The sequence below is a fragment of the Microbacterium sp. Y547 genome (genome assembly GCF_057669785.1).
This window is the reverse complement of sequence record NZ_JBYHFN010000002.1, coordinates 293,249-317,699: the sequence shown is the minus strand read 5'-3', so window position 1 is coordinate 317,699 and position 24,451 is coordinate 293,249. Positions and strand designations below refer to the sequence as shown.

The 24,451-nt window shown below is 68.4% G+C and carries 19 protein-coding genes; 12 read left to right on the top strand and 7 right to left on the bottom strand.

The features are described 5' to 3' along the window. Positions 1–6 precede the first annotated feature (6 nt). The 3 genes from sucB to AC25Y0_RS04445 form a co-directional block, all read right to left on the bottom strand. Positions 7–1,731: a 2-oxoglutarate dehydrogenase, E2 component, dihydrolipoamide succinyltransferase gene (sucB, locus tag AC25Y0_RS04455; protein WP_488123177.1), complete on the bottom strand. Its 1,725-nt coding sequence runs from the start codon at positions 1,729–1,731 to the stop codon at positions 7–9. A gap of 64 nt (positions 1,732–1,795) precedes the next feature. Next, positions 1,796–3,169, bottom strand: coding sequence for a dihydrolipoyl dehydrogenase (gene lpdA / locus AC25Y0_RS04450; RefSeq protein ID WP_488134248.1), 1,374 nt, complete (start codon positions 3,167–3,169; stop codon positions 1,796–1,798). Further along, the gene (locus AC25Y0_RS04445) at positions 3,166–4,638 is read right to left on the bottom strand and encodes a leucyl aminopeptidase (RefSeq protein ID WP_488134247.1); all 1,473 of its coding nucleotides are present in this window, start codon (positions 4,636–4,638) and stop codon (positions 3,166–3,168) included. Before AC25Y0_RS04445 ends, lpdA begins: the two co-directional genes overlap by 4 nt. An 83-nt stretch (positions 4,639–4,721) precedes the next feature. Between AC25Y0_RS04445 and AC25Y0_RS04440 the strand changes: the two genes are divergently transcribed. From AC25Y0_RS04440 to AC25Y0_RS04425, 4 genes are all read left to right on the top strand, one after another. Continuing rightward, positions 4,722–5,639 (top strand): PAC2 family protein, encoded by a 918-nt coding sequence (locus AC25Y0_RS04440; protein WP_488134246.1) that lies wholly within the window; start codon positions 4,722–4,724, stop codon positions 5,637–5,639. A gap of 230 nt (positions 5,640–5,869) precedes the next feature. Beyond that, entirely contained in the window at positions 5,870–7,228 is a 1,359-nt protein-coding gene (locus tag AC25Y0_RS04435; protein WP_488123173.1) for an RNA polymerase sigma factor, read from the top strand. Continuing rightward, entirely contained in the window at positions 7,225–8,532 is a 1,308-nt protein-coding gene (locus AC25Y0_RS04430; protein ID WP_488123172.1) for a MurT ligase domain-containing protein, read from the top strand. Before AC25Y0_RS04435 ends, AC25Y0_RS04430 begins: the two co-directional genes overlap by 4 nt. Next, positions 8,529–9,284, top strand: coding sequence for a type 1 glutamine amidotransferase (locus AC25Y0_RS04425; protein WP_488123171.1), 756 nt, complete (start codon positions 8,529–8,531; stop codon positions 9,282–9,284). Before AC25Y0_RS04430 ends, AC25Y0_RS04425 begins: the two co-directional genes overlap by 4 nt. Before the next feature lie 12 nt (positions 9,285–9,296). Here the strand turns inward: AC25Y0_RS04425 and AC25Y0_RS04420 are convergent, their stop codons facing one another. Next, positions 9,297–9,521 (bottom strand): DUF7455 domain-containing protein, encoded by a 225-nt coding sequence (locus AC25Y0_RS04420; protein WP_488123170.1) that lies wholly within the window; start codon positions 9,519–9,521, stop codon positions 9,297–9,299. 168 nt (positions 9,522–9,689) lie between these two features. Between AC25Y0_RS04420 and AC25Y0_RS04415 the strand changes: the two genes are divergently transcribed. Further along, the gene (locus AC25Y0_RS04415) at positions 9,690–11,783 is read left to right on the top strand and encodes a DNA gyrase/topoisomerase IV subunit B (protein ID WP_488123169.1); all 2,094 of its coding nucleotides are present in this window, start codon (positions 9,690–9,692) and stop codon (positions 11,781–11,783) included. Between the two features lie 64 nt (positions 11,784–11,847). Here AC25Y0_RS04415 and AC25Y0_RS04410 read toward each other — a convergent pair whose 3' ends face one another. Continuing rightward, positions 11,848–14,307 carry a DNA gyrase/topoisomerase IV subunit A gene (locus AC25Y0_RS04410; protein ID WP_488123168.1) on the bottom strand — a complete coding sequence of 820 codons (2,460 nt, stop codon included), beginning with the start codon at positions 14,305–14,307 and terminating at the stop codon, positions 11,848–11,850. 69 nt (positions 14,308–14,376) lie between these two features. Here AC25Y0_RS04410 and AC25Y0_RS04405 point away from each other — a divergent pair, with 69 nt between their 5' ends. Further along, positions 14,377–15,495, top strand: coding sequence for an alkaline phosphatase family protein (locus tag AC25Y0_RS04405; protein ID WP_488134245.1), 1,119 nt, complete (start codon positions 14,377–14,379; stop codon positions 15,493–15,495). 3 nt (positions 15,496–15,498) lie between these two features. Here AC25Y0_RS04405 and sepH read toward each other — a convergent pair whose 3' ends face one another. Next, the gene (gene sepH / locus AC25Y0_RS04400) at positions 15,499–16,545 is read right to left on the bottom strand and encodes a septation protein SepH (RefSeq protein WP_488123166.1); all 1,047 of its coding nucleotides are present in this window, start codon (positions 16,543–16,545) and stop codon (positions 15,499–15,501) included. A 209-nt stretch (positions 16,546–16,754) separates the two neighbouring features. Between sepH and AC25Y0_RS04395 the strand changes: the two genes are divergently transcribed. Next, entirely contained in the window at positions 16,755–17,048 is a 294-nt protein-coding gene (locus tag AC25Y0_RS04395; protein WP_488123165.1) for a DUF4193 domain-containing protein, read from the top strand. Between the two features lie 31 nt (positions 17,049–17,079). On the opposite strand, the gene AC25Y0_RS04390 is transcribed toward AC25Y0_RS04395, so the two are convergent. Next, the gene (locus tag AC25Y0_RS04390; protein ID WP_488123164.1) at positions 17,080–17,565 is read right to left on the bottom strand and encodes a DUF3093 domain-containing protein; all 486 of its coding nucleotides are present in this window, start codon (positions 17,563–17,565) and stop codon (positions 17,080–17,082) included. Between the two features lie 18 nt (positions 17,566–17,583). On the opposite strand from AC25Y0_RS04390, the gene dut reads away from it, so the two are divergent. From dut to dxs, 5 genes are all read left to right on the top strand, one after another. Beyond that, positions 17,584–18,033 carry a dUTP diphosphatase gene (dut, locus tag AC25Y0_RS04385; protein WP_488123163.1) on the top strand — a complete coding sequence of 150 codons (450 nt, stop codon included), beginning with the start codon at positions 17,584–17,586 and terminating at the stop codon, positions 18,031–18,033. Beyond that, a complete protein-coding gene (locus AC25Y0_RS04380) occupies positions 18,030–18,623 on the top strand; it encodes a DUF3710 domain-containing protein (protein ID WP_488123162.1) in 594 nt (197 codons plus the stop codon). The genes dut and AC25Y0_RS04380 overlap by 4 nt, the downstream gene beginning before the upstream one ends. Then, positions 18,620–19,399 carry a DUF3159 domain-containing protein gene (locus tag AC25Y0_RS04375; RefSeq protein WP_488123161.1) on the top strand — a complete coding sequence of 260 codons (780 nt, stop codon included), beginning with the start codon at positions 18,620–18,622 and terminating at the stop codon, positions 19,397–19,399. Before AC25Y0_RS04380 ends, AC25Y0_RS04375 begins: the two co-directional genes overlap by 4 nt. 135 nt (positions 19,400–19,534) lie before the next feature. Then, positions 19,535–22,369: an aconitate hydratase AcnA gene (acnA, locus tag AC25Y0_RS04370; RefSeq protein WP_488123160.1), complete on the top strand. Its 2,835-nt coding sequence runs from the start codon at positions 19,535–19,537 to the stop codon at positions 22,367–22,369. A gap of 123 nt (positions 22,370–22,492) precedes the next feature. After that, positions 22,493–24,442, top strand: a complete 1,950-nt coding sequence (dxs, locus tag AC25Y0_RS04365; protein ID WP_488123159.1) for a 1-deoxy-D-xylulose-5-phosphate synthase — start codon at positions 22,493–22,495, stop codon at positions 24,440–24,442. The last annotated feature ends 9 nt before the right edge of the window (positions 24,443–24,451 follow it).

Below are 24,451 nucleotides of genomic sequence, written 5' to 3'. Positions count from 1 at the left end.
GTCAGATCAGGCGCCGAGCTGGCCCTCGAAGTCCGCCGCTTCGAGGCGGGACTTGACCGCGCCGAGGAAGCGAGCGGCGTCAGCTCCGTCGATGATGCGGTGGTCGTACGACAGCGCGAGGTAGACATACGAACGGATCGAGATCGCGTCCTTGCCGTCCACCGTCACGAGGCCGGGCCGCTTGACGACGATGCCGGTGCCGAGGATCGCCGACTGCGGCAGGAACACGACGGGCGTGTCGAAGAGCGCCCCGCGCGATCCCGTGTTCGTCAGCGTGAACGTTCCACCGGCGAGCTCGTCGGGCTTGAGCTTGTTCTCGCGCGTGCGCGCTGCGAGATCAGCGATCTCGCGGGCGATCTGCGCGATGTTCTTGCTCGCGGCGTCGCGCACGACGGGCGTGAGCAGACCGCGCTCGGTGTCGACGGCGATCGAGAGGTTCTCCGACGCCGGGTACACGATGTTCGTGCCGTCGACCGTCGAGTTGACGACGGGGTAAGCCCGCAACGCCTCAGCCGCCGCGAGGGCGAAGAAGGGCAGGAACGACAGCTTGTCGCCCGTCTTGGCGAGGAAGTCAGCCTTGGTGCGGTCACGGAATGCCGCGAGCTTCGTGACATCGACCTCGACGACCGTGGTCAGCTGCGCCGTCTGCTGCATCGACGCGACGGCACGCTCCGCGAGCACCTTGCGCAGACGAGACATCGGCTGCGTCGTGCCGCGCAGCGGCGAGACCTCGAGCGGAGCAGCAGCGGGTGCCGCTGCCGGAGCACCGGCGGCAGGCTTCGACGCGGCCTCGGCGGCCTTGATCACGTCTTCCTTGCGGATACGCCCGCCAACGCCCGTGCCACTGACCGTCGACAGGTCGACGCCCTTCTGCTGCGCGAGGCGGCGCACGAGCGGCGTCACGTACGACGTCGCATCGGACGACTCTGCAGCCGAAGCAGCCGAAGCAGCCGAAGCAGCCGCCTGCGGTGCCGCCTCGGGCGCGGGCTGCGCCGCGGGCTTGGCCTCAGCCGCGGGCTTGGCCTCGGGTGCTGGGGGTGCAGGCTGCGCCTGCTGTTCAGTAGCCGGGGCCGGCGCCGCCGGGGCAACGCTCGCGCCGTCGCCGATCTCAGCGAGCACAGCGCCCACCTCGACCGTCTCGTCTTCCTGGACGAGCACCTTCTGCAGCACGCCGGCATACGGCGAGGGGATCTCGGTGTCGACCTTGTCGGTCGAGATCTCGAGCAGCGGCTCATCGACGGCGACATCGTCGCCGACCTGCTTGAGCCAGCGCGTGACGGTTCCCTCGGTGACGCTCTCGCCGAGTTCCGGCAGCACGACCTGCTTGCCTTCGGATGCCGCCGGTGCGGGGGCATCCGACTGCGCGGGCGCCTCGGCAGCCGGGGCTTCGGCGGGCGCAGCCTCGGCCGGCGCTTCTTGTGCCGCCGGCTCGGGTGCGGACTCCTCAGCGGGCGCAGCCGCTTCGGGAGCGGCATCTGACGATGCCGCTGCGGAGCCGTCACCGATCTTGGCGAGCACAGCGCCCACCTCGACCGTCTCGTCTTCTTGGACGAGGATCTCTTCGATCACGCCGCTGATGGGGGAGGGAATCTCGGTGTCGACCTTGTCGGTGGAGATCTCGAGCAATCCCTCGTCCGCCTCTACGGTGTCGCCGACGTTCTTGAGCCAGCGGGTGACCGTTCCCTCGGTAACGCTCTCGCCGAGCGCGGGGAGGACCACGGAAGTGCTCATGGGCTTGTCTCCTTCAGGATTGCCAATGTCGTGTCTAGCTTAGTGATGCCGGTGCGCACGCAGGTCAGAGCGCGTGCAGCGGCTTGCCGGCGAGGGCGAGGAACGCTTCGCCGAGCGCCTCGCTCTGCGTCGGGTGAGCGTGGAGGAACGGGGTGATGTCTTCGGGGTGTGCCTGCCAGCCCACCGCGAGCTGTCCCTCGGTGATGAGCTCGCCGACCCGGTCGCCGAGCAGGTGCACGCCCAGGATGGGGCCGTCCTTCTCGCGGACGACCTTGACGAGCCCGCCCGTGCCGATGATCTCGCTCTTGCCGTTGCCGGCGAGGTTGTAGTCGTACGACACGACCCCGTCTGCGCCGTGCGCCTCGATGGCCTGCGCCTCGGTCATGCCGACCGAAGCAACCTCGGGGTGGGAGTAGGTCACCTTGGGGATCAGCGCATCGGCGATCACTTCGGGATTGAGCCCCGCGATCTCTTCGGCGACGAAGATGCCCTGCTGGAATCCGCGGTGCGCGAGCTGCAGGCCGGGAACGATGTCACCGACGGCCCACACGTTCGCGACACCCGTGCGCAGCCGCTCGTCTGTCACGACGAACCCGCGGTCGATCGTGAGCCCGGCTTCTTCGAATCCGAGCCCGGCGGTTGCGGGGCCGCGCCCGACGGCGACGAGGAGGTAGTCGGCCTCGATGCTCTTCCCATCCTCGAGCGTCACCGTCACGGCGTCGTCGGTCTGCGTCGCCTTCTGGAACCGGACGCCCAGCGAGTAGGAGATGCCGCGGCGACGGAACGCACGCTCGAGGCCCTTGCTGAGGGCGATGTCCTCGTTGGGCACGAGGTGCTCCAGCGCCTCGACGATCGTCACCTCGGCACCGAACGAACGCCACACGCTCGCGAACTCGACGCCGATAACACCGCCGCCGAGGATCACGACGCGGTCCGGAATGACATCGAGGGCGAGAGCCTGCTCGCTCGTCAGGATGCGTCCGCCGATCTCGAGGCCGGGAAGGGTGCGGCTGTACGACCCTGTGGCCAGCACGACGTCGGTACCGCGGTAGAGGTCGTCACCGACGCGCACGGCGGCGCCCGTTTCGAGGCGTCCCTCACCGGGGACCACCGTGATGCCGCGCGCCTTGATGAGACCTTCGAGTCCCTTGAACTTCTTCGCGACGATGCCCTCGCGGTAGGCGCGCACGCCCTCGGGGTCGATGCCGTCCAACGTCGCGCGCACCCCCATGCTGGCGGCATCCCGCGCTGTGTCGGCGACTTCGGCGGCATGCAGCAGCGCCTTGGTCGGGATGCAGCCGCGGTGCAGGCACGTACCGCCGACCTTGTCCTTCTCGATCAGAGCGACGGTCTTGCCGAGTTCGGCAGCCCGCAGGGCCGCGGCGTAACCGCCGCTGCCGCCGCCGAGGACGACGAGGTCGAAGGTGTGATCTGTCATTGTGTTTCCTCTCCCGCAATGAAGCGGATGAGCGACCGCACGGTGGCGGCGGTCGGTCCTTTGTCGGTGAATCCGTAGCCGCTGCCCTTGTTCATGCCGACACCGGCGATGTCCAAGTGCACCCACGGGATGCGCGGCGCGTCGGCGTCATCGCTGACGCGTCCGACGAACCGCTGGAGGAAGAGCCCCGCGAACATCGACCCGCCTGCCGGGTCTCCGATCTTGGCGTTCTGCACGTCTGCGATGGGGGAGTCGAGGTCATCGGTCATGTGCACCGGCAGAGGCAGCTGCCACGCGAGCTCACCCACGGCATCGGCAGCCGCGAGATACTCGGCGACGGCTTCATCCTCGCCCATGACTCCCGTGTGACGGTTGCCGAGCGCGACCGTGATCGCCCCGGTCAGGGTCGCGACGTCGACGATGACGTCGGGCTTGCTGCGGCTCGCCGCGACGAGTCCGTCGGCCAGCACGAGGCGGCCCTCAGCGTCGGTGTTGGTGACTTCGACGGTCGTCCCGTCGAGCATGCGCAGCACGTCGCCCGGGCGCGTCGCGCGACCCGACGGCATGTTCTCGGCGACGCACAGCCAGGCGCTGACGCGCACGGGAAGGCCCATCGTCGCCACGGCGCGCAGCACGGCGAGCACCGTCGCGGCGCCGCACATGTCGTACTTCATCCCCACCATCGAGGCCGCCGGCTTGAGCGAGAGCCCTCCGGTGTCGAAGGTGATTCCCTTGCCCACGAGCGCCACGTGACGCGAAGCGCCTTCGGGCGCGTAGTCGAGTCGCACGAGGCGGGGCGGGCGGTCAGATCCCTGGCCCACACCGAGGATGCCGCCGTAGCCGCCCTCGGCCAGGCGGGTCTCGTCGAAGACGTCGACCGAGACGCCGAGACCTTCGACCGACTCGAGCGCGCGATCGGCGAAGTCGGCGGGGCCCAGCCACTCAGCCGGGATCGACACGAGGTCTTTCACGAGTGCCGCAGCGTCGGCGACGGCCAGGATGTCGGCGATCGCGCCGGGTTCGGCGTCGACCTCACCGTGCACGACGACACGCGCCGCGCGGGCCTTGGGAGCTTCGGTCTTGTATGAGTCGAAGCGGTAGCCGCCCAGCACGGCTCCCTCTGCCACCGCCGTCCACAGCTGCCCATCGGCCAGCGGCGCACCGACGGCGACGGTCTCGAAGCCGACGAGTGTGCGGATGCCGGTGCCCACGGCGTCACGCAGCGCGGCGGCATCCGGATCAGCACCGGTGCCGACGACGGCCAGCGGCAGGCTCGTGCTCTCGGGAGCGGAGACCCGGGCATACGAGCCGGGCGCGCCGGTGAAGCCGATCGACGTCAGCGCCTGAGCCAGCCCCGGCCAGCCGGCGAGGACCTCATCGTCTTCGACGGGCGGGAGCGCTAGGAGGAGAGCGTCGGCGTCGGCCTCTCGGATCGGATCGGTGCGGTACTCGAGGTCGGGAAACGACATGTCCTCCATCCTAGGGAGGCGGCGTTCGCTGTGAGCGGGATCGACGCGGCCCGCGCGCGCGACACGGCTCGTAGCATGGACCCATGCCTTTGCACGGTCAGCTCTTCGAGCGCTCGGTATCGGCGCCGCCCGTTCCGGCGAGCTTGCCGCTCGTCATCGCGCTGACCGGCTTCACCGACGCAGGAGGCGCCGTCGGACAACTCGTCGAGCATTTCCGCACCGAGCTGCAGCCGATCCCCTTGGTCGTGTTCCGCAACGATGCGCTGCTCGATTACCGCGCGCGTCGCCCGATCATCTCGTTCGATCAGGACCACCTCACCGACTACCGGCCGGCTCGGCTCGAGCTCTCGCTCACGCACGATGCGCTGGGCCAGCCTTTCCTGCTGCTGTCGGGCTACGAGCCCGACTTCTCGTGGGAGGCCTTCGCGACGGCCGTCGTCACGCTCGCTCACGAGTACTCCGTGGCATCCGTCACCTGGGTGCACGCGATCCCCATGCCCGTGCCCCACACACGCCCGATCGGCACGACCGTGAGCGGAACCCGCACGGACCTCACCGAGGCGCATTCGGTGTGGAAGCCGCACACGCAGGTGCCTGCGACGGCCGGACACCTTCTCGAGTACCGCTTCGCCGAGGCCGGCGCTCGGGTTGCCGGCTTCGTGCTGCTCGTGCCGCACTACCTGGGGGACACCGAGTACCCCGCCGCGGCCTTGGCCGCCCTCGACAGCCTGACCGTCGCGACCGGGCTCGTCTTCGCCGGCGAGGATCTGCGCGATGAGAACCGCGACTACCTCGCCCGAGTGCAGGAGCAGGTGACCGCGAGCGACGAACTGTCCCGCATGCTCCAGGCGCTCGAGGAGCGCTATGACTCCTACATGGCCGGATCGACGCTCGCCGCCCCCATGGTGCACACGGGCGATCTGCCCAGCGCCGACGAGCTCGCCGCCGAACTGGAGCGATTCCTCGCGAACAGACCGAGCGACGACGACACACGCGGCTGACGCGGGAATGCTTCAGGGCCTTGCGAGGTTGACCCCAGAGCACCGTGTCGCACGCCCCTACCACGGCTGACGAATGTCGTGGAGCGAGTATGCGATACTGGATGCATTGACCCGTTGTCAACCGTTCCGCAGGTGCACCCTGTCGGCTCGCGGACTTGACAAGGGTCTTACTAGTGTCCGAAATCTACCGGCGCCGGCCCCCTCGGGGTCTCACCGGTGAAAGGCAGAACGTGACTCCAGGCACGAACACGAAGGCCCGCTCGACCGCCGCCAAGGCAGCCGAGCCGGTTGAGACAAGCGCTGCCGAGCAGGAGGCCGACGCCCCGAAGGCTGCTGCCAAGCGCCCCGCGGCGAAGAAGCCGGCAGCGACGACACCTGCCGCCAAGGCCGCGCCGAAGAAGGCTGCACCGAGGAAGGCTGCACCGAAGAAGGCCGCGCCGAAGAAGGCGACCAAGGCCGACGACGAGATGGACGAAGAGACCGAGGTCGACGTCGAGGCCGACGCCAAGCTCGCCGCCGGCAAGGGCAAGGCGTCCGACGAGAGCGATGACGTCGAAGACGACGAAGACGAGACGAAGGCTCCGGCCTTCGCCGATCCCCTCCCCACGGGAGCTATCGTCATCTCCTCGTCCGACGACGAGGACGTCCCGGTCTACTCGACGCAGATCACTGGCGCGACCGCCGACCCCGTCAAGGACTACCTGAAGCAGATCGGCAAGGTGCCGCTGCTGAACGCGGCCGAAGAGGTCGAGCTCGCGATGCGCATCGAGGCGGGTCTGTTTGCCGAAGAGAAGCTGTCGCACATGTCGGCTGCTGAGAAGTCGGCGCAGCTGGGCCTTGACCTCCAGTGGGTCGCACGCGACGGTCAGCGCGCCAAGAGCCACCTGCTCGGCGCCAACCTGCGTCTCGTCGTCTCGCTCGCCAAGCGCTACACCGGTCGGGGCATGCAGTTCCTCGATCTGATCCAGGAGGGCAACCTGGGCCTCATCCGTGCCGTCGAGAAGTTCGACTACACGAAGGGCTTCAAGTTCTCGACCTACGCAACGTGGTGGATCCGCCAGGCGATCACCCGCGCGATGGCCGACCAGGCTCGCACCATCCGCATCCCCGTGCACATGGTCGAGGTCATCAACAAGCTCGCCCGTGTGCAGAGGCAGATGTTGCAGGACCTGGGCCGAGAGCCCACGCCCGAAGAGCTCAGCCGTGAGCTCGACATGACGCCTGAGAAGGTCGTCGAGGTGCAGAAGTACGGCCGCGAGCCGATCTCGCTGCACACCCCCCTCGGCGAAGACGGCGACAGCGAGTTCGGCGACCTGATCGAGGACACCGAGGCGGTCGTCCCGGCCGACGCGGTCGGCTTCACGATGCTGCAGCGTCAGCTCGAGTCGCTCCTGGACTCGCTCTCCGAGCGCGAAGCGGGCGTCATCCGCATGCGCTTCGGACTCGGTGACGGCCAGCCCAAGACCCTCGACCAGATCGGTGACACGTTCGGCGTGACGCGCGAGCGCATCCGTCAGATCGAGTCGAAGACGATGGCGAAGCTGCGTCACCCGAGCCGTTCGCAGTCGCTGCGGGACTATCTCGAGTGAGCCCGCGCCAGGGCAGCGGCCTCCGGTACGTTCCGGCGATCGTCGCCGGCAAGCTCGCGCGGTTCGCGACGCGCTTGCGCGGCGGCGGTTCGGCGTTCCCCGGATACATCGCGAACCGGCTCGCGCCGACACTCCTGAACACGCTGGGCGGGCAGTTCCCGTACGGCGTGGTGTTCGTGCTCGGATCGAATGGCAAGACGACCACGACCCACATGATCAGCGAGATCCTGCGGGCGCACGGTCTGACGGTCTTCACCAACCCGACGGGCGCGAACCTGCCGCAGGGCGTGACGAGTGCGCTGCTTGCCGACGCGACGCTCACCGGCAAGGTGCGCGCCGACGTCGCCGTGCTCGAAGTCGACGAGGGCTTCGCGTCCGAGCTGGCCGACATCCTGGGTCCCCGGGTCATCCTGGCGCTGAACGTACAGGTCGATCAGCTGTATCGCTTCTACGAGACGGAGCGGGTCGCCGACATGATGCTCGATGCCGCGACGCGCGCATCCGTGCGCGTCGTCGTGAACGGGGACGACCCGTATCTGAGCAAGATCGATGAGTCGTCGCTGCGCGCACCCGCATCGTTCTTCGGGGCGTCCGCCGACATCGTCGCAGCGTCGGCCCACGGTCTGGCGAACGCCGTCGACACGCGCAGCGGCATCGCCGGCGTCCACAAGCGCGATAGCGAGTCCGAGGTCGTCTCGATCTCGGGCCGCGACGTCGAGATCGACCTGGCGGGCACGCGTCTGAGCATCACCCTTCCGGCGCGCGGACTGCACTACGCCGTCGACGCCGCCGCCGCCCTGAGCGTCGCCGTGCACGTGCTCGGTGACCGCTTCACCCCGAATGCCGCGTCAGCGGGCTTCGCCCGGATGGCACCGGCGTACGGGCGAGGCGAACTGGTTCCGCTGCGGCGCGACCCGAACGGCGAGCAGGTCGAGTTCGTCATGTTCAAGAACGGGCCCAGTCTGCAGCTCAACGTCGATGCGCTCGACGGCGCGCCCGAACGCGTCCTGATGGCCATCGACGAGGGAACGCCCGACATCTCGTGGCTGTACGACGTCGACCTGTCGGCCTTCGACCACGTCGATGTCGTCACGGGCGAGAAGGCGCACCAGATCGCGACGCGGCTGGCCTATGCCGGCATCCCGATCGGCGTCGTCGAGCCCGATATGGAGAAAGCCGTCGAGCTCATGCGCGCGTTCCCCGAGACAGCAGCCCGCCGCCAGGTGTGGTTCGTCAACTACGAGCTGATGATGAGCGGTCGCCGCGTGCTCGGCTACGGCGACCAGGAGGTGGCCCGCCGATGACGACGCTTCACATTGTGCAGCTCTATCCCGATCTGCTCGGAGTGACGGGAGACCGCGGCAACGTCGACGTGCTCGCGGCACGAGCGCGTTTCGCCGGCCTCACGCCCGTCGTCTCGCAGCTCGGAATCGGCGATCCCGAGCCCGAGCGCGCGGACATCATCGTGATCGGCAACGGCCCGCTCTCCGCGATGCGGACGGTGCACGCCGACCTGACGGCTCGTCGCGAGTGGCTCGCGCGTCAGCACTCCGATGGTGCCGCGCTGCTCGCCGTCGGCGGCGGCGCCGAACTGCTGAGCGCGGGCGTGGATATGCTCGACGGATCCGTCGTCGAGGGCCTGGGCCTGGTGCCTGCGCGTGTCGCCCGAACGCGCACGCGTCGCGTCGGCTACATCGTGGCCGACACCGCGGACGGCCGGCTCGTCGGCTTCGAAGACCACGCGTCCGAGTGGACGCCGCTTTCCTCCGCACCGGCTGACGTGCGCTACGGCACGGTGGTCTCCGGCCGCGGCAGCGTGGTCGACGGCGGAGAGACGCTTCGTGTCGAGGGGCTGTACGCGACGAACGTGCAGGGCCCCGTCCTGCCGCTGAACCCGCAGTTCGCTGACGCGCTCCTACGCCGCGGCGCGACGCACGCCGGCGCTGAGTATGTCGTCCGCGAAGAACACCAGACGGTGGATCGTCACGCGGAGCTCGCCCGCGCTGAGATCGAACGGCACGCGCGCAACGCGCACTTCACCGCGATCAAGCTCTGACCTGACGCCGCCTCAGCGGGCCTCGGCGAGACGAGCGGTCTCGTCGTGCCAGGACGACGCGACGGCGCGCAGCTTCTCTTCGTACTTGCGTCCGTGGTGCGCGCAGAAGAGCATCTCGGTGCCGTTCACATCGGCTGCGATGTAGGCCTGCGCACCGCAGGAGTCGCAACGGTCCGCCGCGGTGAGGCGGTGCTCGAGAACGGCCGCGTTCTCGGTAGGTGTCGTAAGCGTGGTCATCTCAGTTCCTCCTCGGGTGGTCAGAACGGCCAGCTGGTCTCAGAAATACAACCATGCGCGGCCCGTCAGCATGCCCGGAACCGGTCCCCGTTCGCTGTCCGCGTACGGGGAGCGGGCAGACGTGTGTCACGGACAGCGGTGTCAGGGGGCGCGGATACCCTTGAGGATGTGACCGCAGAGTACTCCGCCCACCACCTCCAGGTGCTCGAAGGCCTCGAAGCGGTCCGCAAACGCCCCGGCATGTATATCGGCTCGACCGACTCCCGCGGGCTCATGCACTGCCTTTGGGAGATCATCGACAACTCAGTCGACGAGGCGCTCGGCGGGCACGGCTCGCTCATCGAGATCGTGCTGCACAGCGACGGCAGCGTCGAGGTGCGCGACCGCGCACGCGGCATCCCGGTCGACATCGAACCACGCACGGGCCTCTCGGGTGTCGAGGTCGTCTTCACGAAGCTGCACGCCGGTGGAAAGTTCGGCGGCGGTTCGTATGCCGCCTCGGGTGGCCTGCACGGTGTCGGCGCGTCGGTCGTGAACGCCCTGTCCGAACGGCTCGACGTCGAAGTCGACCGTGGCGGCAAGACCTGGGCCATGTCGTTCCACCGCGGCGAGCCCGGTATCTTCGCGGGCCCCGAGCCGTCGTCGGTGTTCACGCCCTTCCAGAAGAGCTCCGAGCTGCGGATGGTGGGCCGCGCGCCCAAGGGCACGACCGGCACACGCATCCGCTACTGGGCGGACGGCCAGATCTTCACGAAGGATGCCGCCTTCAACCTCGTCGAGCTCGAGCAGCGCGCCCGACAGACCGCGTTCCTCGTGCCCGGGCTCGAGATCGTCATCCGCGATGAGCGCGCGTCGACGGTGTCCGCATCCGCAGACGGCGCACCCGTCGTCACGTCGTACCGCTATGACGGCGGCATCTCGGAGTTCGCGGAGTTCCTCGCGCCTGACGCGCCCATCACCGACATCTGGCGGCTGACCGGCGACGGCGAGTTCACCGAGACCGTGCCGGTGCTGCAGAAGACCGGGGCGATGGTGCCGACCGAGGTGCAGCGCACGTGTCACGTCGACATCGCGCTGCGGTGGGGCACAGGCTACGAAACGCTGCAGCGCTCGTTCGTCAACATCATCGCGACGCCCAAGGGCGGAACGCACCAGGCCGGCTTCGAAGCGGGCCTGGTCAAGGTGCTGCGATCCCAGATCGAGCAGAACGCCCGGCGCCTCAAGGTCGGCAACGACAAGATCGAGAAGGATGACATCCTCGCCGGCCTCACGGCCGTTCTGACGGTCCGCCTGGCCGAGCCGCAGTTCGAGGGGCAGACGAAGGAGATCCTCGGCACGCCAGCCGTGCGGCAGATCGTGGCGAACGTCGTCACCAAGCAGCTCTCCGCGATCTTCGCCTCGACCAAGCGCGACGACAAGGCCCAGAGCGGCCAGCTGCTCGAGAAGGTCGTCTCCGAGATGAAGGCTCGCCTCTCAGCGCGCGCCCACAAAGAGACACAGCGCCGCAAGAACGCCCTGGAGTCGTCGTCACTTCCGGTGAAGCTCGCCGATTGCCGCACGAATGATGTCACGGCATCCGAGCTGTTCATCGTCGAGGGCGACTCGGCGCTGGGCACCGCCAAGCTCGCCCGAAACAGCGAGTACCAGGCGCTGCTGCCGATTCGCGGCAAGATCCTCAACGTCCAGAAGGCCTCCGTCTCGGACATGTTGGGCAACGCCGAATGCGCCGCCATCATCCAGGTGATCGGGGCCGGGTCCGGCCGCTCGTTCGACATCGATGCGGCCCGGTACGGCAAGGTGATCCTCATGAGCGACGCCGACGTCGACGGCGCGCACATCCGCACGCTGCTGCTCACCCTCTTCTTCCGCTATATGCGTCCGCTCATCGACGACGGCCGCGTCTATGCCGCCGTTCCGCCGCTGCACCGCGTCGTCGTCATCAATCCGGGCTCCAAGCCGAACGAGACGATCTACACCTACTCCGAGCAAGAGCTGCATGCGCTCCTGACGAAGCTGACGAAGTCGGGCAAACGCTGGCAGGAGCCGGTGCAGCGATACAAGGGGCTCGGCGAGATGGATGCCGACCAGCTTGCGACGACCACGATGGACCGTGCAGGTCGCACGCTTCGTCGCGTGCGCATGCAAGACGCCGAGGCCGCGTCTCGGGTGTTCGAGCTGCTGATGGGCAACGACGTCGCCCCGCGCAAGGAGTTCATCATCGACTCGAGCGACAGCCTCGCCCGCGAGCGCATCGACGCCTGACGGCCCTCCTCGCGAGCGGGCCCCGCGGCTCCGTGCCTGCTTCGCGCAGCGACGAGGGCGGGTGTCAGCGGAGGGGGGAGCCGACCGCGCCGACGACGCCGTCCAGCGGGATGCCCGAGGCGTCGCGCTTCGCACCCGTGGGTGGCAGCGGACGCACGCCGCCGTCCGGGCCGACCGCGCGCGGTTCGGGACCTGCCCACGCGAGGGTGAGCGCATCTTCGCCCTTGAGGAATCGCTGTGCACGCACACCGCCGGTGCCGCGGCCCTTCGCGGGGTACTCGTCGAACGACGAGACCTTTCCCGTGCCCGACTCGGCTCCGAACAAGGCGTCGTTGCTGCCCGCGATCGTCACGACACACACATCGGATGCCCCCGGCTCGACGACGCCGAAGAACAGCACGCTCGCGCCGGACGAGACCCGGATGCCGGACATGCCTCCGGCACCGCGACCCTGTGGCCGCACGGACGAAGCGTCGAAACGCAGCAGCTGCGCGTCCGTCGTGACGAAGACGAGTTCGGCGTCGTCCGGCGCCGGTGCTGCACCGACGACGCGGTCGCCGGGCTTGAGCGCGATGATCTCGATGTCGGGCTTGTTGGCGATCTCGCTCGCCGCGACGCGCTTGACGACACCCTGGGCGGTGCCGAGCGCGACGGTGGGGGAGTCCACGAGCGGCACGATCGCCACGACGTGCTCGCCCGATGCAAGTCCGAGGTATTGGTCGGCCTTCGTGCCGGCGGCGAGCTGCACCGAGTTGCCCGGTACAGAGGGCAGGTCGACGGGCGAGAATCGCACGAGGCGTCCCGTGCTCGTGACGGCCCCCACGTCGCCGCGGGTCGTCGTGTCGACGGCCGAGCGGATGGCATCGTGCTTCGAACGGCGCCCCGGCGGCACGATCCCGCCCGCGGACGCATCGGCTGACAGCTCGGCGCGCACCATACGGCCCGTGGCCGAGAGGAACACACGGCACGGTGCATCCGCGATCTGCAGATCGGCGGCGGCCGCGGCCGATCGCGACCGGGGTGCGACGGGTCCGCCGTTGAGCAGCAGCGTGCGGCGCGGAGTCCCGAAGGTCTCCGCCGCAGCGTCGAGCTCAAGGGCCACCTGAGCGCGCAGCAGCATCTCGCTGCCGAGGAGCTCTTCGAGCGCGGCGATCTCGGTCTTGAGCGCGTCGCGCTCGCTCTCGAGCTCGACGCGCGAGAACTTCGTCAGGCGACGCAGACGCAGCTCGAGGATGTACTCGGCCTGCAGCTGCGACAGGTCGAAGACCTCTTGCAGCCGCGTGCGGGCCTGCTCGCTGTCGTCTGAGGCCCGGATGACCTGGATGACCTCGTCGATGTCGAGGATCGCGATGAGCAGCCCCTCGACAAGGTGGAGCCGTTCGTTGCGACGGGCGAGACGATACCGGCTGCGCCGCGTGACGACCTCGATGCGGTGATCGAGATAGACCCGCAGCATCTCCTTCAGCCCGAGCGTCTGCGGCTGACCCTTCACGAGCGCGACGTTGTTCATGCTGAACGAGTCCTCGAGCGGCGTCAGCCGATAGAGGTGCTGCAGCACGGCGTCAGGGTCGAAGCCCGTCTTGATACTGATGACCAGACGCAGGCCGTTGTGCCGGTCGGTCAGGTCGGTGACGTCGGCGATGCCCTGCAGCTTCTTGGCCTGCACGGCATCCTTGATCTTCTCGATCACGCGCTCCGGCCCGACGAGGTAGGGCAGCTCGGTCACGATGAGACCCGTGCGACGCGGACCGAGCGACTCGACCGAGACCTTGGCGCGCGTGCGGAAGCTGCCACGGCCCTTGGCGTAGGCGTCCTTGATGCCGTCGAGTCCGACGATGATCCCGCCGCCGGGCAGATCGGGGCCCGGGACGAACTCCATGAGCTCTTCGACCGTCGCGTCGGGGTGATCGAGCAGGTGGATCGCTGCGCTCACGACCTCGATGAGGTTGTGAGGGGCCATGTTCGTCGCCATGCCGACGGCGATGCCTGTCGTGCCGTTGACGAGCAGGTTCGGGAATGCGGCGGGCAGCACTTCAGGCTGCTGGAACTGGCCGTCGTAGTTGGGGATGAAGTCGACGACGTCTTCGTCGAGATTCTCGGTGAGGGCCAGCGCCGCAGGGGCGAGGCGCGCTTCGGTGTAGCGGGCTGCTGCAGGGCCGTCATCGAGCGAACCGAAGTTGCCGTGTCCGTCGACCAGCGGCACGCGCAACGAGAACGACTGGGCGAGGCGGACGAGGGCGTCGTAGATGGGCGCGTCACCGTGCGGGTGCAGCTTTCCCATGACCTCGCCGACGACCCGCGCACTCTTGACGTGGCCGCGGTCGGGGCGCAGGCCCATGTCGGCCATCTGGTAGAGGATGCGGCGCTGCACCGGCTTCAGACCGTCGCGCGCGTCGGGAAGAGCCCGCGAGTAGATCACCGAGTAGGCGTACTCGAGGAACGAGTTCTGCATCTCTGCCGAGACATCGACGTCTTCGATGCGTCCGTGATCGGCGGGAATGGCTGCGGGGCGGGATGCGGGCATGGTGCGGGTGCGACCTCGGGTTACGGCGGTCCGGAGAGGGCCTTCTGCGCGTGTGCGAGACTGACCCGGATGTCACTCAGCCTACCTGCGGACCCGCCGCGCGCCCGGAGCCTCACCGGTGTCGCGCCACAGCTTTTCGCCTCGCTCGAGGGCCGATCCGAATGGTTCGCCGCGGCCACGAGCGCGATCGTCTTCGTCATCGACGGTCTCGGCGCGTCATCGCTGGCCGCACGGGCCGGTCACGCGCGCTTCCTCGCTCAAGCCGGCACGAAGAAGGACGTCGTGCGCACCGTGTTCCCCTCGACGACGGCTGCGGCGCTCACGAGCCTCCTCACGGGCGCACCCGTCGGCGCCCACGGCATCGTCGGCTACCGTGCGCGAGTGCCGGGCACGGACGATGTCGTCAACCAGCTGCGCGGCTGGGACACCGACGGACTTCCGCAGAGCTGGCAGCGCGCCGAGCGGCTCGTCGCCCGTCACGCCGATCGGCCACGGTTCGTCGTGTCCAAGACCGAGTACGCCGGCACGGGATTCACCGAGGCCACGATGGGCGAGGCGGAGTTCGTCGGCGAGAACGATCTCACGGCGCGCGTCGAACGGGCCGCCGACCTCGCGGCGCGGCATCCCGGCTCATTCATCTACCTCTACGCGAACGATCTCGACGCCATCGGCCACCGGCGCGGCTGGCAGTCCGACGAATGGGTCAGCGCCCTGGAACGCGTCGATGCCGCTGCCCGCACGCTCACGGCCGCGGCAGACCCGCGCACGGGCATCGTCGTGACGGCCGATCACGGCATGGTCGACGTGCCGCGGCACCGCCAGATCCTGTTGGGCGACGGCGACGCCCATGTCGAGGGCGTCCGGCTCATCGGAGGGGAACCGCGGATGCTGCACCTTTACGCCGAGGACGGCGAAGCCGATCACGTGCTCGAGACGTGGCGACAGACCGAGGGTGGCCGATCGTGGGTGCTCTCGCGCGCCGAGGCGACCGCGGCAGGACTGTTCGGCGACGTGGATCCCGCGGTGTCTGCGCGCATCGGCGATGTCCTCGTCGCTGCACGATCGGGCATCGCGTACTACGACGATCGTGTGGACGATAGGGCGTCGCAGAACATGGTCGGCCAGCACGGCTCGCTGACCAATGAAGAGCGCATCGTGCCCTTGCTCAAGCTCGGCGCGTACGCCTGACCCTCAGTCGTCGCCGCGGGCTCCGAAGACGATCTCGTCCCACGAGGGCATCGACGTGCGCCGCTTGCGACGGCTGCCGGCCTCGCCCGCGACGGCCTGTGCCGATTCGGAGCGGTCCTCGGAGCGGGGTTCGTCATCGGGCGTCTCGTCGTAGCCGGGCTCGAGAGCATCGAACAGCGCGACGGGGGCCTGCCCACGCGGCTCGTCGACCTCGGACTCGGACGGCGCTTCGGGAAGCGGCTCGCGCTGCCCGCGGCGGCGACGCAGCGCCTCGAGCAGATCGGCCGTCTCAGCGGATGTGACCGTCGTCTCGGTCGCACGCTTGATCGCGGCCTGCTGCACCGCCGGGGTCGCCGGCGCAGGCAGGTCGGGGGTCTCGATGTCGGCGTCGGGCAGGCGACGCGGACCGAAGGCGCCGCTGTCGAAGCGCGACTCGTCCTTCGGCGCGACGGAGTCGAGCGCCCGCAGCCGGGGGATGAGGCCCTCGGGCAGCGACCCCTGGCGGGACAGCTGGATGGCATCGGAGTTCAGGGGAGACAGCGTGCTGCGGCGAGGGTCGAATCCCCACCGCGCGTCGTGGTCGACCTCGCTCGCCGTGAACTCGAGTTTGACGATCCAGCCGGTCTGCTCTTTCCAGCTCGTCCAGCGCTCGGCAGTCGCGCCGATGGCGGCGAGCTTGGCGCGAACGGCAGCCCCGAACGTGGGGTTCGTGTCGCCGTCGAAGTCGCTGCCGAGCAGCACCGGCACAGCCAGAGCCTGGCCGACGACGTGCTCGCGCTCGGCGAGAACGGGTCCTTCGAAGCGCTGGACGTCTTCGACGCGCGCGCCGAGGAGCGTCGCGACCTCTTGCGCAGACAGTCCTGCCCGGATCTGAGCCTGGATGTCACGCGGACTCGGGCGGTCAGCACGCTGATCCGGCTCGCGATCACGCCGTGTCTTGCGCAGTTCGGCTCGCAGCGCCTCGTCCAGAGGCAGCGCGAACCGTTCGCCCGAGTGGGTCGCCAGCACCAGCGTGTCGTCTTCGGTTGCGATGACTTTGAGCTGTTCCATGCGAAACGCCCTCCGATCGAGATCTCTGCCGCCCATCGTGTCACGCGACATCGGATTGGCCGGGAATATCGCGCGCGCGCCGTGAGTTTCACGGTGACGCATGAGCGCAGGACATATGGCATTTGCGAAATGGCCACACGTCATGCAAACTATCGCCGCCCGATGAGGTCGAGGCGCCCCCACATACCCGGAAGTCGAGAAGTTCACGCATGGCCACCGATTACGACGCCCCCCGCAAGACTGAGGACGACAGCGAATCGATCGAGGCTCTCAAGGAGCGCGTTCCCGACAAGCTCTCGGGCTCGGTCGACGTCGACGATGCCGACAACCCCACGGGTTTCGAACTGCCCGGCGCGGACCTGTCCGACCTCGAGCTCGACGTCGTCGTGCTGCCGCCGCAGGAAGACGAGTTCACGTGCATGAGCTGCTTCCTCGTGAAGCACCGCTCACAGGTCGACCACGAGTCGTCCGACGGGCTCATCTGCCTGGAGTGCGCAGCCTGAGCAGCACCCCCTGATATCGCGAAGGCGAGCGCTACGAAGCGCTCGCCTTCGCGATTTCACGGCGAAGCGCCGCCTGCAGGCGGTCGGGAGTGCGGGTAGAGATGACCCAGTTCGGCGTGGGGTCGTCGACGTCGAGGATCGGCACGATGACGACACCGTCGATGCCGCCTCGGATGACGTGCCAAGCGCGCGGGTCCAGCCCCGAACCGCGGGCGTGCCGTGCCACTTCGCCGGTGTGCGCGATCGGTTCCCCTGTGAAGCGGACCTCGATCCGCGCCCGGCCGGCGCGCAGCATCCCGTCTCGGACCTCGACGACGGGCGACGCCAGCACCAGGGATCCCACCAGCACCACCGCGACGGCGATGCCGATCGCCAGCGCGAGCGTCGTGTCGATCGGCGTGAAGATGAGCGCGGCCATGGGCCCGCACAGCGCCGCGGCGACGAGAACCCACAAGGAGGGACTGAGTCTTTCGCGGTAGACGACCTCGGTGATCGCTCCGCCTTTCGTGGATGCCATCTGCATTACCCTCGATGAGTGACCGAAACCGTGGACGTCCCCATTATCGCGCCCGAACTCCCGGTGTACGCGCACCCGGGGGACGCCGGCGCAGATCTCGTCTCGAGCGAGAGCGTGCGGCTCGAGCCCGGACAGCGGGCCCTCGTCGGCACGGGCGTGCGCATCGCACTGCCGGACGGCTATGCGGCATTCGTCGTGCCGCGGTCGGGGCTCGCGGCCAAGCACGGCATCACGGTCGTCAACGCACCCGGTACGGTCGATGCGGGATACCGCGGCGAGATCAAGGTTGCGCTGCTGAACACCGACACCGACAATGCCTACGACATCGCCGTCGGGGATCGCATCGCTCAACTGATCCTGATGCCGGTTCCGCGGGCACGGTTCCTCCCGGTCGATGTCCTGCCTGACAGCCCGCGCGGCGATGGCGGGTTCGGATCGACCGGCTACCAGAACGGAGTCACATCATGACTGACGCCACCCCCTCGAACACGGGCAAAGTCGCCCCCCAGGATCGAGCCACCTCCGGCCCGTTCGACGAGTCCGAGGCGAACCCGGTCCGCCCGTACATCGATCTCGGCGGCATCAAGATCCTGCCCCGCGAAGGCCTCAATCTGCGCCTCGAGGTCGAAGAGCAGACCAAGCGCATCGTCGCGGTCGGGCTCGACTACGCCGATTCCACCCTGCAGGTGCAGCCGTTCGCCGCTCCGCGGTCGGCGGGACTGTGGGAGGAGACGCGTGAGCAGATCCGGGAGCAGGTGCGCCAGCAGGGTGGGCGCGTCGAGGAGCGCGAGGGCCCGCTCGGCCCCGAACTGCTCGCCGAGGTCCCTGTCGCGACGGCCGAGGGTCAGCAGGGCAAGCGCCTCGCGCGCTTTGTCGGCGTCGACGGGCCGCGCTGGTTCCTGCGCGGCGTCATCGGCGGTGCCGCGACCTCCGACGTCGAGGCCGCCGGCAAGGTCGAAGACCTCTTCCGCTCCATCGTCGTGGTGCGCGGCGGCACGCCCATGCCGCCCCGTGACCTGATCCCGCTGCGGATGCCGGCAACCCCGGGCACCACGTGAGCGACCGCCCCGACCTGACGCCGCCCGAGCGCGACGCTCCGGCGGAGGACGCCTCACCCTCGGCGTCCGAGATTTTCGGAGCGGCGCTGGGTAGCGCTGCGCGCCGGGCAGGGCTCGACCCTTCCGAGTCCAAGACCACGGGCCACGTCGTGTGGGGAGCCATCGGCGGCTGGCGAGGGGTCCTCGAATCCGTCCTTCCCGGACTCGTCTTCGTCGCCGTCTACACGATCACGATCGACCCCGCCACGGGCGAGGGCGACCTGTGGCTGTCGCTCGGCCTGTCGGTCGGGATCGCCGCGGTCTTCACGATCGCTCGCCTCATCGCGCGCCAACCCGTGACAGCCGCCGTGGGAGGTCTCGTCGCCGCGGGCGTGGCCGCCGCGTTCGCTGCGTTCACGGGCGAGGCCAGCAACAACTTCATCCCCGGGTTCATCACGAACATCGTGTACGGCTCGGCACTGCTCGCCTCGGCCCTCATCGGCTGGTCGCTCATCGGTCTCGCTGTCGGTTTCCTGATGGGGGAGGGCACCGCCTGGCGAAGCGACAAACGCAAGCGGCGCGTGTTCTTCTGGCTCACGATCGCGTGGGCGGGCCTGTTCGCCGCGCGCCTCATCGTGCAGGTTCCGCTCTACCTGGCCGACAACGTCACGGCGCTGGGAACCCTGAAACTCGTCATGGGCATTCCGCTGTTCGCACCCCTCGTGGCCGTCACCTGGCTCGTCGTGCGGGCCGTCTACCCCCGCGGCGCGTCAACCCCGGATGATCCCGCCGAGTGATACATTTATCTCGACATCGAGATAAATTCTTCCTCTCCGCGTTAGGTGAACCTCACTAGCCACAGGGCTGACGCGGGGGAAAGATGGGAGCAGCGCGCTCTGTGCCGCGCTCCGCCGCCGACGAAGGAGACCCACGTGTCCACGGTTGACAGCTTCGGTGCGAAAAGCACCCTGACAGTCGGCAGCACCGACTACGAGATCTTCCGCCTCGACACCGTCCCCGGTTACGAGAAGCTCCCGTTCAGCCTCAAGGTGCTGCTCGAGAACCTCCTGCGCACCGAAGACGGTGCGAACGTGACCAAGGCTCAGATCGAGGCGCTCGGCTCCTGGAACCCGAACGCCGAGCCCGACACCGAGATCCAGTTCACGCCGGCACGCGTCGTCATGCAGGACTTCACCGGAGTGCCCTGCATCGTCGACCTCGCCACGATGCGCGAAGCCGTGGCGGGTCTGGGCGGCGACGCCGACAAGATCAACCCGCTCTCGCCGGCCGAGCTCGTCATCGACCACTCCGTCATCGCCGACCTGTTCGGCTCGGAGAACGCCCTCGAGCGCAACGTCGAGATCGAGTACGAGCGCAACGGGGAGCGTTACCAGTTCCTGCGCTGGGGCCAGACGGCGTTCGACGACTTCAAGGTCGTCCCCCCGGGCACCGGCATCGTGCACCAGGTCAACATCGAACACCTTGCCAAGGTCATCTACGACCGTGAGGTCGGCGGCGTGCTGCGCGCCTACCCGGACACGTGCGTCGGCACGGACTCGCATACCACGATGGTCAACGGCCTCGGCGTGCTCGGCTGGGGCGTCGGCGGCATCGAGGCCGAGGCCGCGATGCTCGGACAGCCGGTGTCGATGCTCATCCCGCGCGTCGTCGGCTTCAAGCTGACCGGCGACATCCCCGCCGGCGTCACCGCGACCGATGTCGTGCTCACGATCACCGAGATGCTGCGCCAGCACGGCGTCGTCGGCAAGTTCGTGGAGTTCTACGGCGCCGGTGTGGCGTCCGTCCCGCTGGCGAACCGCGCCACGATCGGCAACATGAGCCCCGAGTTCGGTTCGACCGCGGCGATGTTCCCCATCGACGACGTGACGCTGGACTACTTGCGCCTCACCGGCCGCAGCGAAGAGTCCGTCGCGCTCGTCGAGGCGTACTCGAAGCTGCAGGGCCTCTGGCACGACCCCTCGGTCGAGCCGGTCTTCAGCGAGTACATCGAGCTCGACCTGTCGACGGTCGTGCCCTCGATCGCCGGACCGAAGCGCCCGCAGGACCGCATCCTGCTCTCCGAAGCCAAGACGCAGTTCGAGAAGGACATCGTCAACTACGCCGTACCGCACGTATCGGACGACATCGTCGACCTCGAGTCGAAGCACTCATTCCCCGCGTCCGACCCGGGTGCTGTGCCCGGCGAAGAAGAGGTCGACACGCGCGACGTGCACATCTCGAGCGGCGGGCCCGCCGCGGCATCCAAGCCCGTCAAGGTCACGACGCCTGACGGGCTGAACTACACGCTCGACCACGGCGCGGTCACCCTCGCCGCGATCACGTCGTGCACCAACACGTCGAACCCGTCCGTCATGCTCGCGGCCGGTCTTCTGGCGCGCAACGCGCTGCAGAAGGGTCTCAAGCAGAAGCCGTGGGTCAAGACGACGCTCGGCCCCGGCTCGAAGGTCGTCACCGACTACTACGAGAAGTCCGGTCTCGACAAGGCGCTCGAGGGTCTCGGCTTCTTCACGGTCGGCTACGGCTGCACGATCTGCATCGGCAACTCGGGCCCGCTCATCGACGAGGTCTCGCACGCCGTCAACGAGCACGACCTCGCCGTGACGGCCGTGCTGTCGGGTAACCGCAACTTCGAGGGCCGGATCAGCCCCGACGTGAAGATGAACTACCTCGCGTCGCCGCCGCTCGTCGTCGCCTACGCCCTCGCCGGTTCGATGCACTTCGACTTCGAGACCGACCCGCTCGGGCAGGACCACGACGGCAACGACGTGTTCCTGAAGGACATCTGGCCCTCGCCCGAAGAGGTGCAGGCCACGATCAACTCGTCGATCTCGCGCGAGCAGTTCATCAAGCAGTACGCCACGGTGTTCGAAGGCGATGAGCGCTGGAAGAGCCTGCCGACTCCGGATGACTCGGTCTTCCAGTGGGATGAGAACTCGACGTACGTGCGCAAGGCGCCGTACTTCGACGGCATGACGATGGAGCTCACGCCCGTCAAGGACATCACGGGCGCCCGCGTCATGGCGACGCTCGGCGACTCCGTCACGACCGACCACATCAGCCCCGCGGGCAACATCAAGATCGGCACGCCGGCCGCGAAGTACCTCGAAGAACACGGTGTCCGCCAGAAGGACTTCAACTCCTTCGGCTCGCGTCGCGGCAACCACGAGGTCATGATCCGCGGCACGTTCGCCAACATCCGCCTGAAGAACCTGCTCGTGAGTGCGGTCAACGACGGCGCTGTCGTCGAGGGCGGCTACACGCGCGACTTCACGCAGGAGGGCGGCCCGCAGTCGTTCATCTACGACGCGTGCATGAACTACCAGGAGCAGGGCACTCCGCTCGTCGTCTTCGGCGGCAAGGAGTACGGCTCCGGCTCGTCGCGTGACTGGGCGGCCAAGGGAACGAGCCTGCTCGGCGTCAAGGCCGTCATCACCGAGAGCTTCGAGCGCATCCACCGCTCGAACCTCATCGGCATGGGCGTCGTCCCGCTGCAGTTCCCCGCCGGCCAGAGCTGGGAGTCGCTGGGCCTTGACGGCACCGAGATCGTCTCGATCACGGGCCTCGAGCAGCTGAACGAGGGCATCACGCCCAAGACGGTCAAGGTCACGGCCACGCCGAGCGAGTTCTCACCCGAGGGCAAGCAGACCGTCGAGTTCGACGCCGTCGTGCGCATCGACACGCCGGGTGAGGCGGACTACTACCGCAACGGCGGCATCCTGCAGTACGTGCTTCGTTCGCTCGTCTGATTCGGAACAACAGAAGGTCCCGGGCGGGAAGGCTCCGGGACCTTCTGCTGTTCCGCATGAGGGACACGTAGAATCTAGGGATGCCGCGAGCGGCGGCATCCGCTCACGAAGGGCATACACGGCATGGGTCTTCTTCAGTCGATCCGCGGGCCACGCGATCTCGACGCCCTTTCGACGGAGCAGTTGGAAGAGCTCGCCGGCGAAGTCCGCGCATTCCTGATTGAGAACGTCGCCCGAACGGGCGGGCACCTCGGTCCCAACCTCGGTGTCGTCGAGCTCACGATCGCGCTGCACCGCGTCTTCGATTCCCCGAACGATCCCGTCATCTTCGACACGGGGCATCAGTCCTACGTGCACAAGCTGCTCACGGGCCGCCAGGACTTCTCTCAGCTGCGCACGCGTGGCGGACTCGCGGGCTACCCGCAGCGGTCCGAGAGCTCTCATGACGTCGTGGAGTCCTCGCACGCTTCCAGTTCGCTGAGCTGGGCCGACGGCCTCTCGCGCGCGCTCACACGCACGGGGCATGACGACCGGCATGTCGTCGCCGTCGTCGGCGACGGCGCCCTCACCGGCGGCATGACGTGGGAAGCCCTCAACAACATCTCGGATGACAACGACCGCAATCTCGTCATCATCGTCAACGACAACGGCCGCTCCTACGCGCCGACGATCGGCGGAATGGCGCGGTACCTCAACCGCGTGCGCACCGCCGAGACCTATCGGCAGCTGCACGAGGGCTCGGCGACGCTCTTCCGCAAGCTCGGACCCGCCGCGCGCGCGCTCTACCGCGGTGTGCGCGGCGGAACTCACGGGTTCCTCTCGCGCTTCACGAACAACACCGAGCTGTACTCGAACCTCGACATCAAGTACCTCGGTCCTGTCGACGGGCACGACCTCGAGACGCTCATCGAGACCCTCGAGCTGGCGAAGTCCTACGGCGCACCCGTCATCGTGCACGCGATCACCGAGAAGGGTCGCGGGTACCAGCCCGCGCGCGACGACGAAGCCGACCAGTTCCACGCCGTGGGCCGCATCGACCCCGTCTCGGGGCGACCGGTCGGGTCCGCGTCGAGTCTCGGCTGGACCGACGTGTTCGCCGACGAGCTCGTTGCGCTCGGCGAAGAGCACGACGAACTGATCGGGATCACGGCGGCGATGCTGCGCCCGACCGGCCTGCTGCCCTTCGCGCAGCGCTTTCCCGACCGCGTGTACGACGTCGGCATCGCCGAGCAGCATGCCGTCGCCTCGGCGGCAGGTCTCGCCTATGGCGGGCTGCACCCGGTCGTCGCGATCTACGCGACGTTCGTGAACCGCGCCTTCGACCAGGTGCTGATGGATGTCGCACTGCACAAGGCGGGGGTGACGTTCGTGCTCGACCGGGCCGGCGTGACGGGCCCCGACGGGCCGAGCCACCACGGCATCTGGGATCTGGCGATGCTGCAGATCGTGCCGAACGTCCGCATCGCCGCTCCGCGCGACGAAGCCCGCCTGCGCGAAGAGTTGCGCGAAGCCGTCGCCGTCGACGACGCCCCCACCGTCATCCGCTACCCCAAGGGCTCGGTGAGCCCCGAACTGCCCGCCCTCGAGCGACTGCCCGACGGTGTCGACGTTCTCGCCCGCGACGGCGCACAGGACGTGCTCATCGTCGGCATCGGCCCCATGGCTCACCTCGCTGTCGATGTCGCCGAGCGCCTTCGCGCGCAGGGGATCGGCGCGACCGTCGTCGACCCGCGGTGGGTCGTGCCGGTGCAGCCGTCGATCATCGAGCTGGCGGCATCCCACCGCCTCGTCATCACGATCGAAGACGGCATCCGCGTCGGCGGGATCGGCACGCGCGTGCGCCAGGTGCTGCGCGAAGCGGGCGTCGATACGGCGGTCGATGAGCTGGGGCTTCCCGCAGAGTTCATCGACCACGCCTCACGCGAGCAGATCTTCGAGGATGCCGGGCTGACGCCCGCCAAGATCGCCCACGACATCGTGGCTCAGGTGCTCGGCACCCGTATCCCCGTCGCTCGTCCGGCGACGTCCGAGATCCCGACGCTCACCGACTGGCAGCGTTCGCACCGCGCCTGATGCGCATAC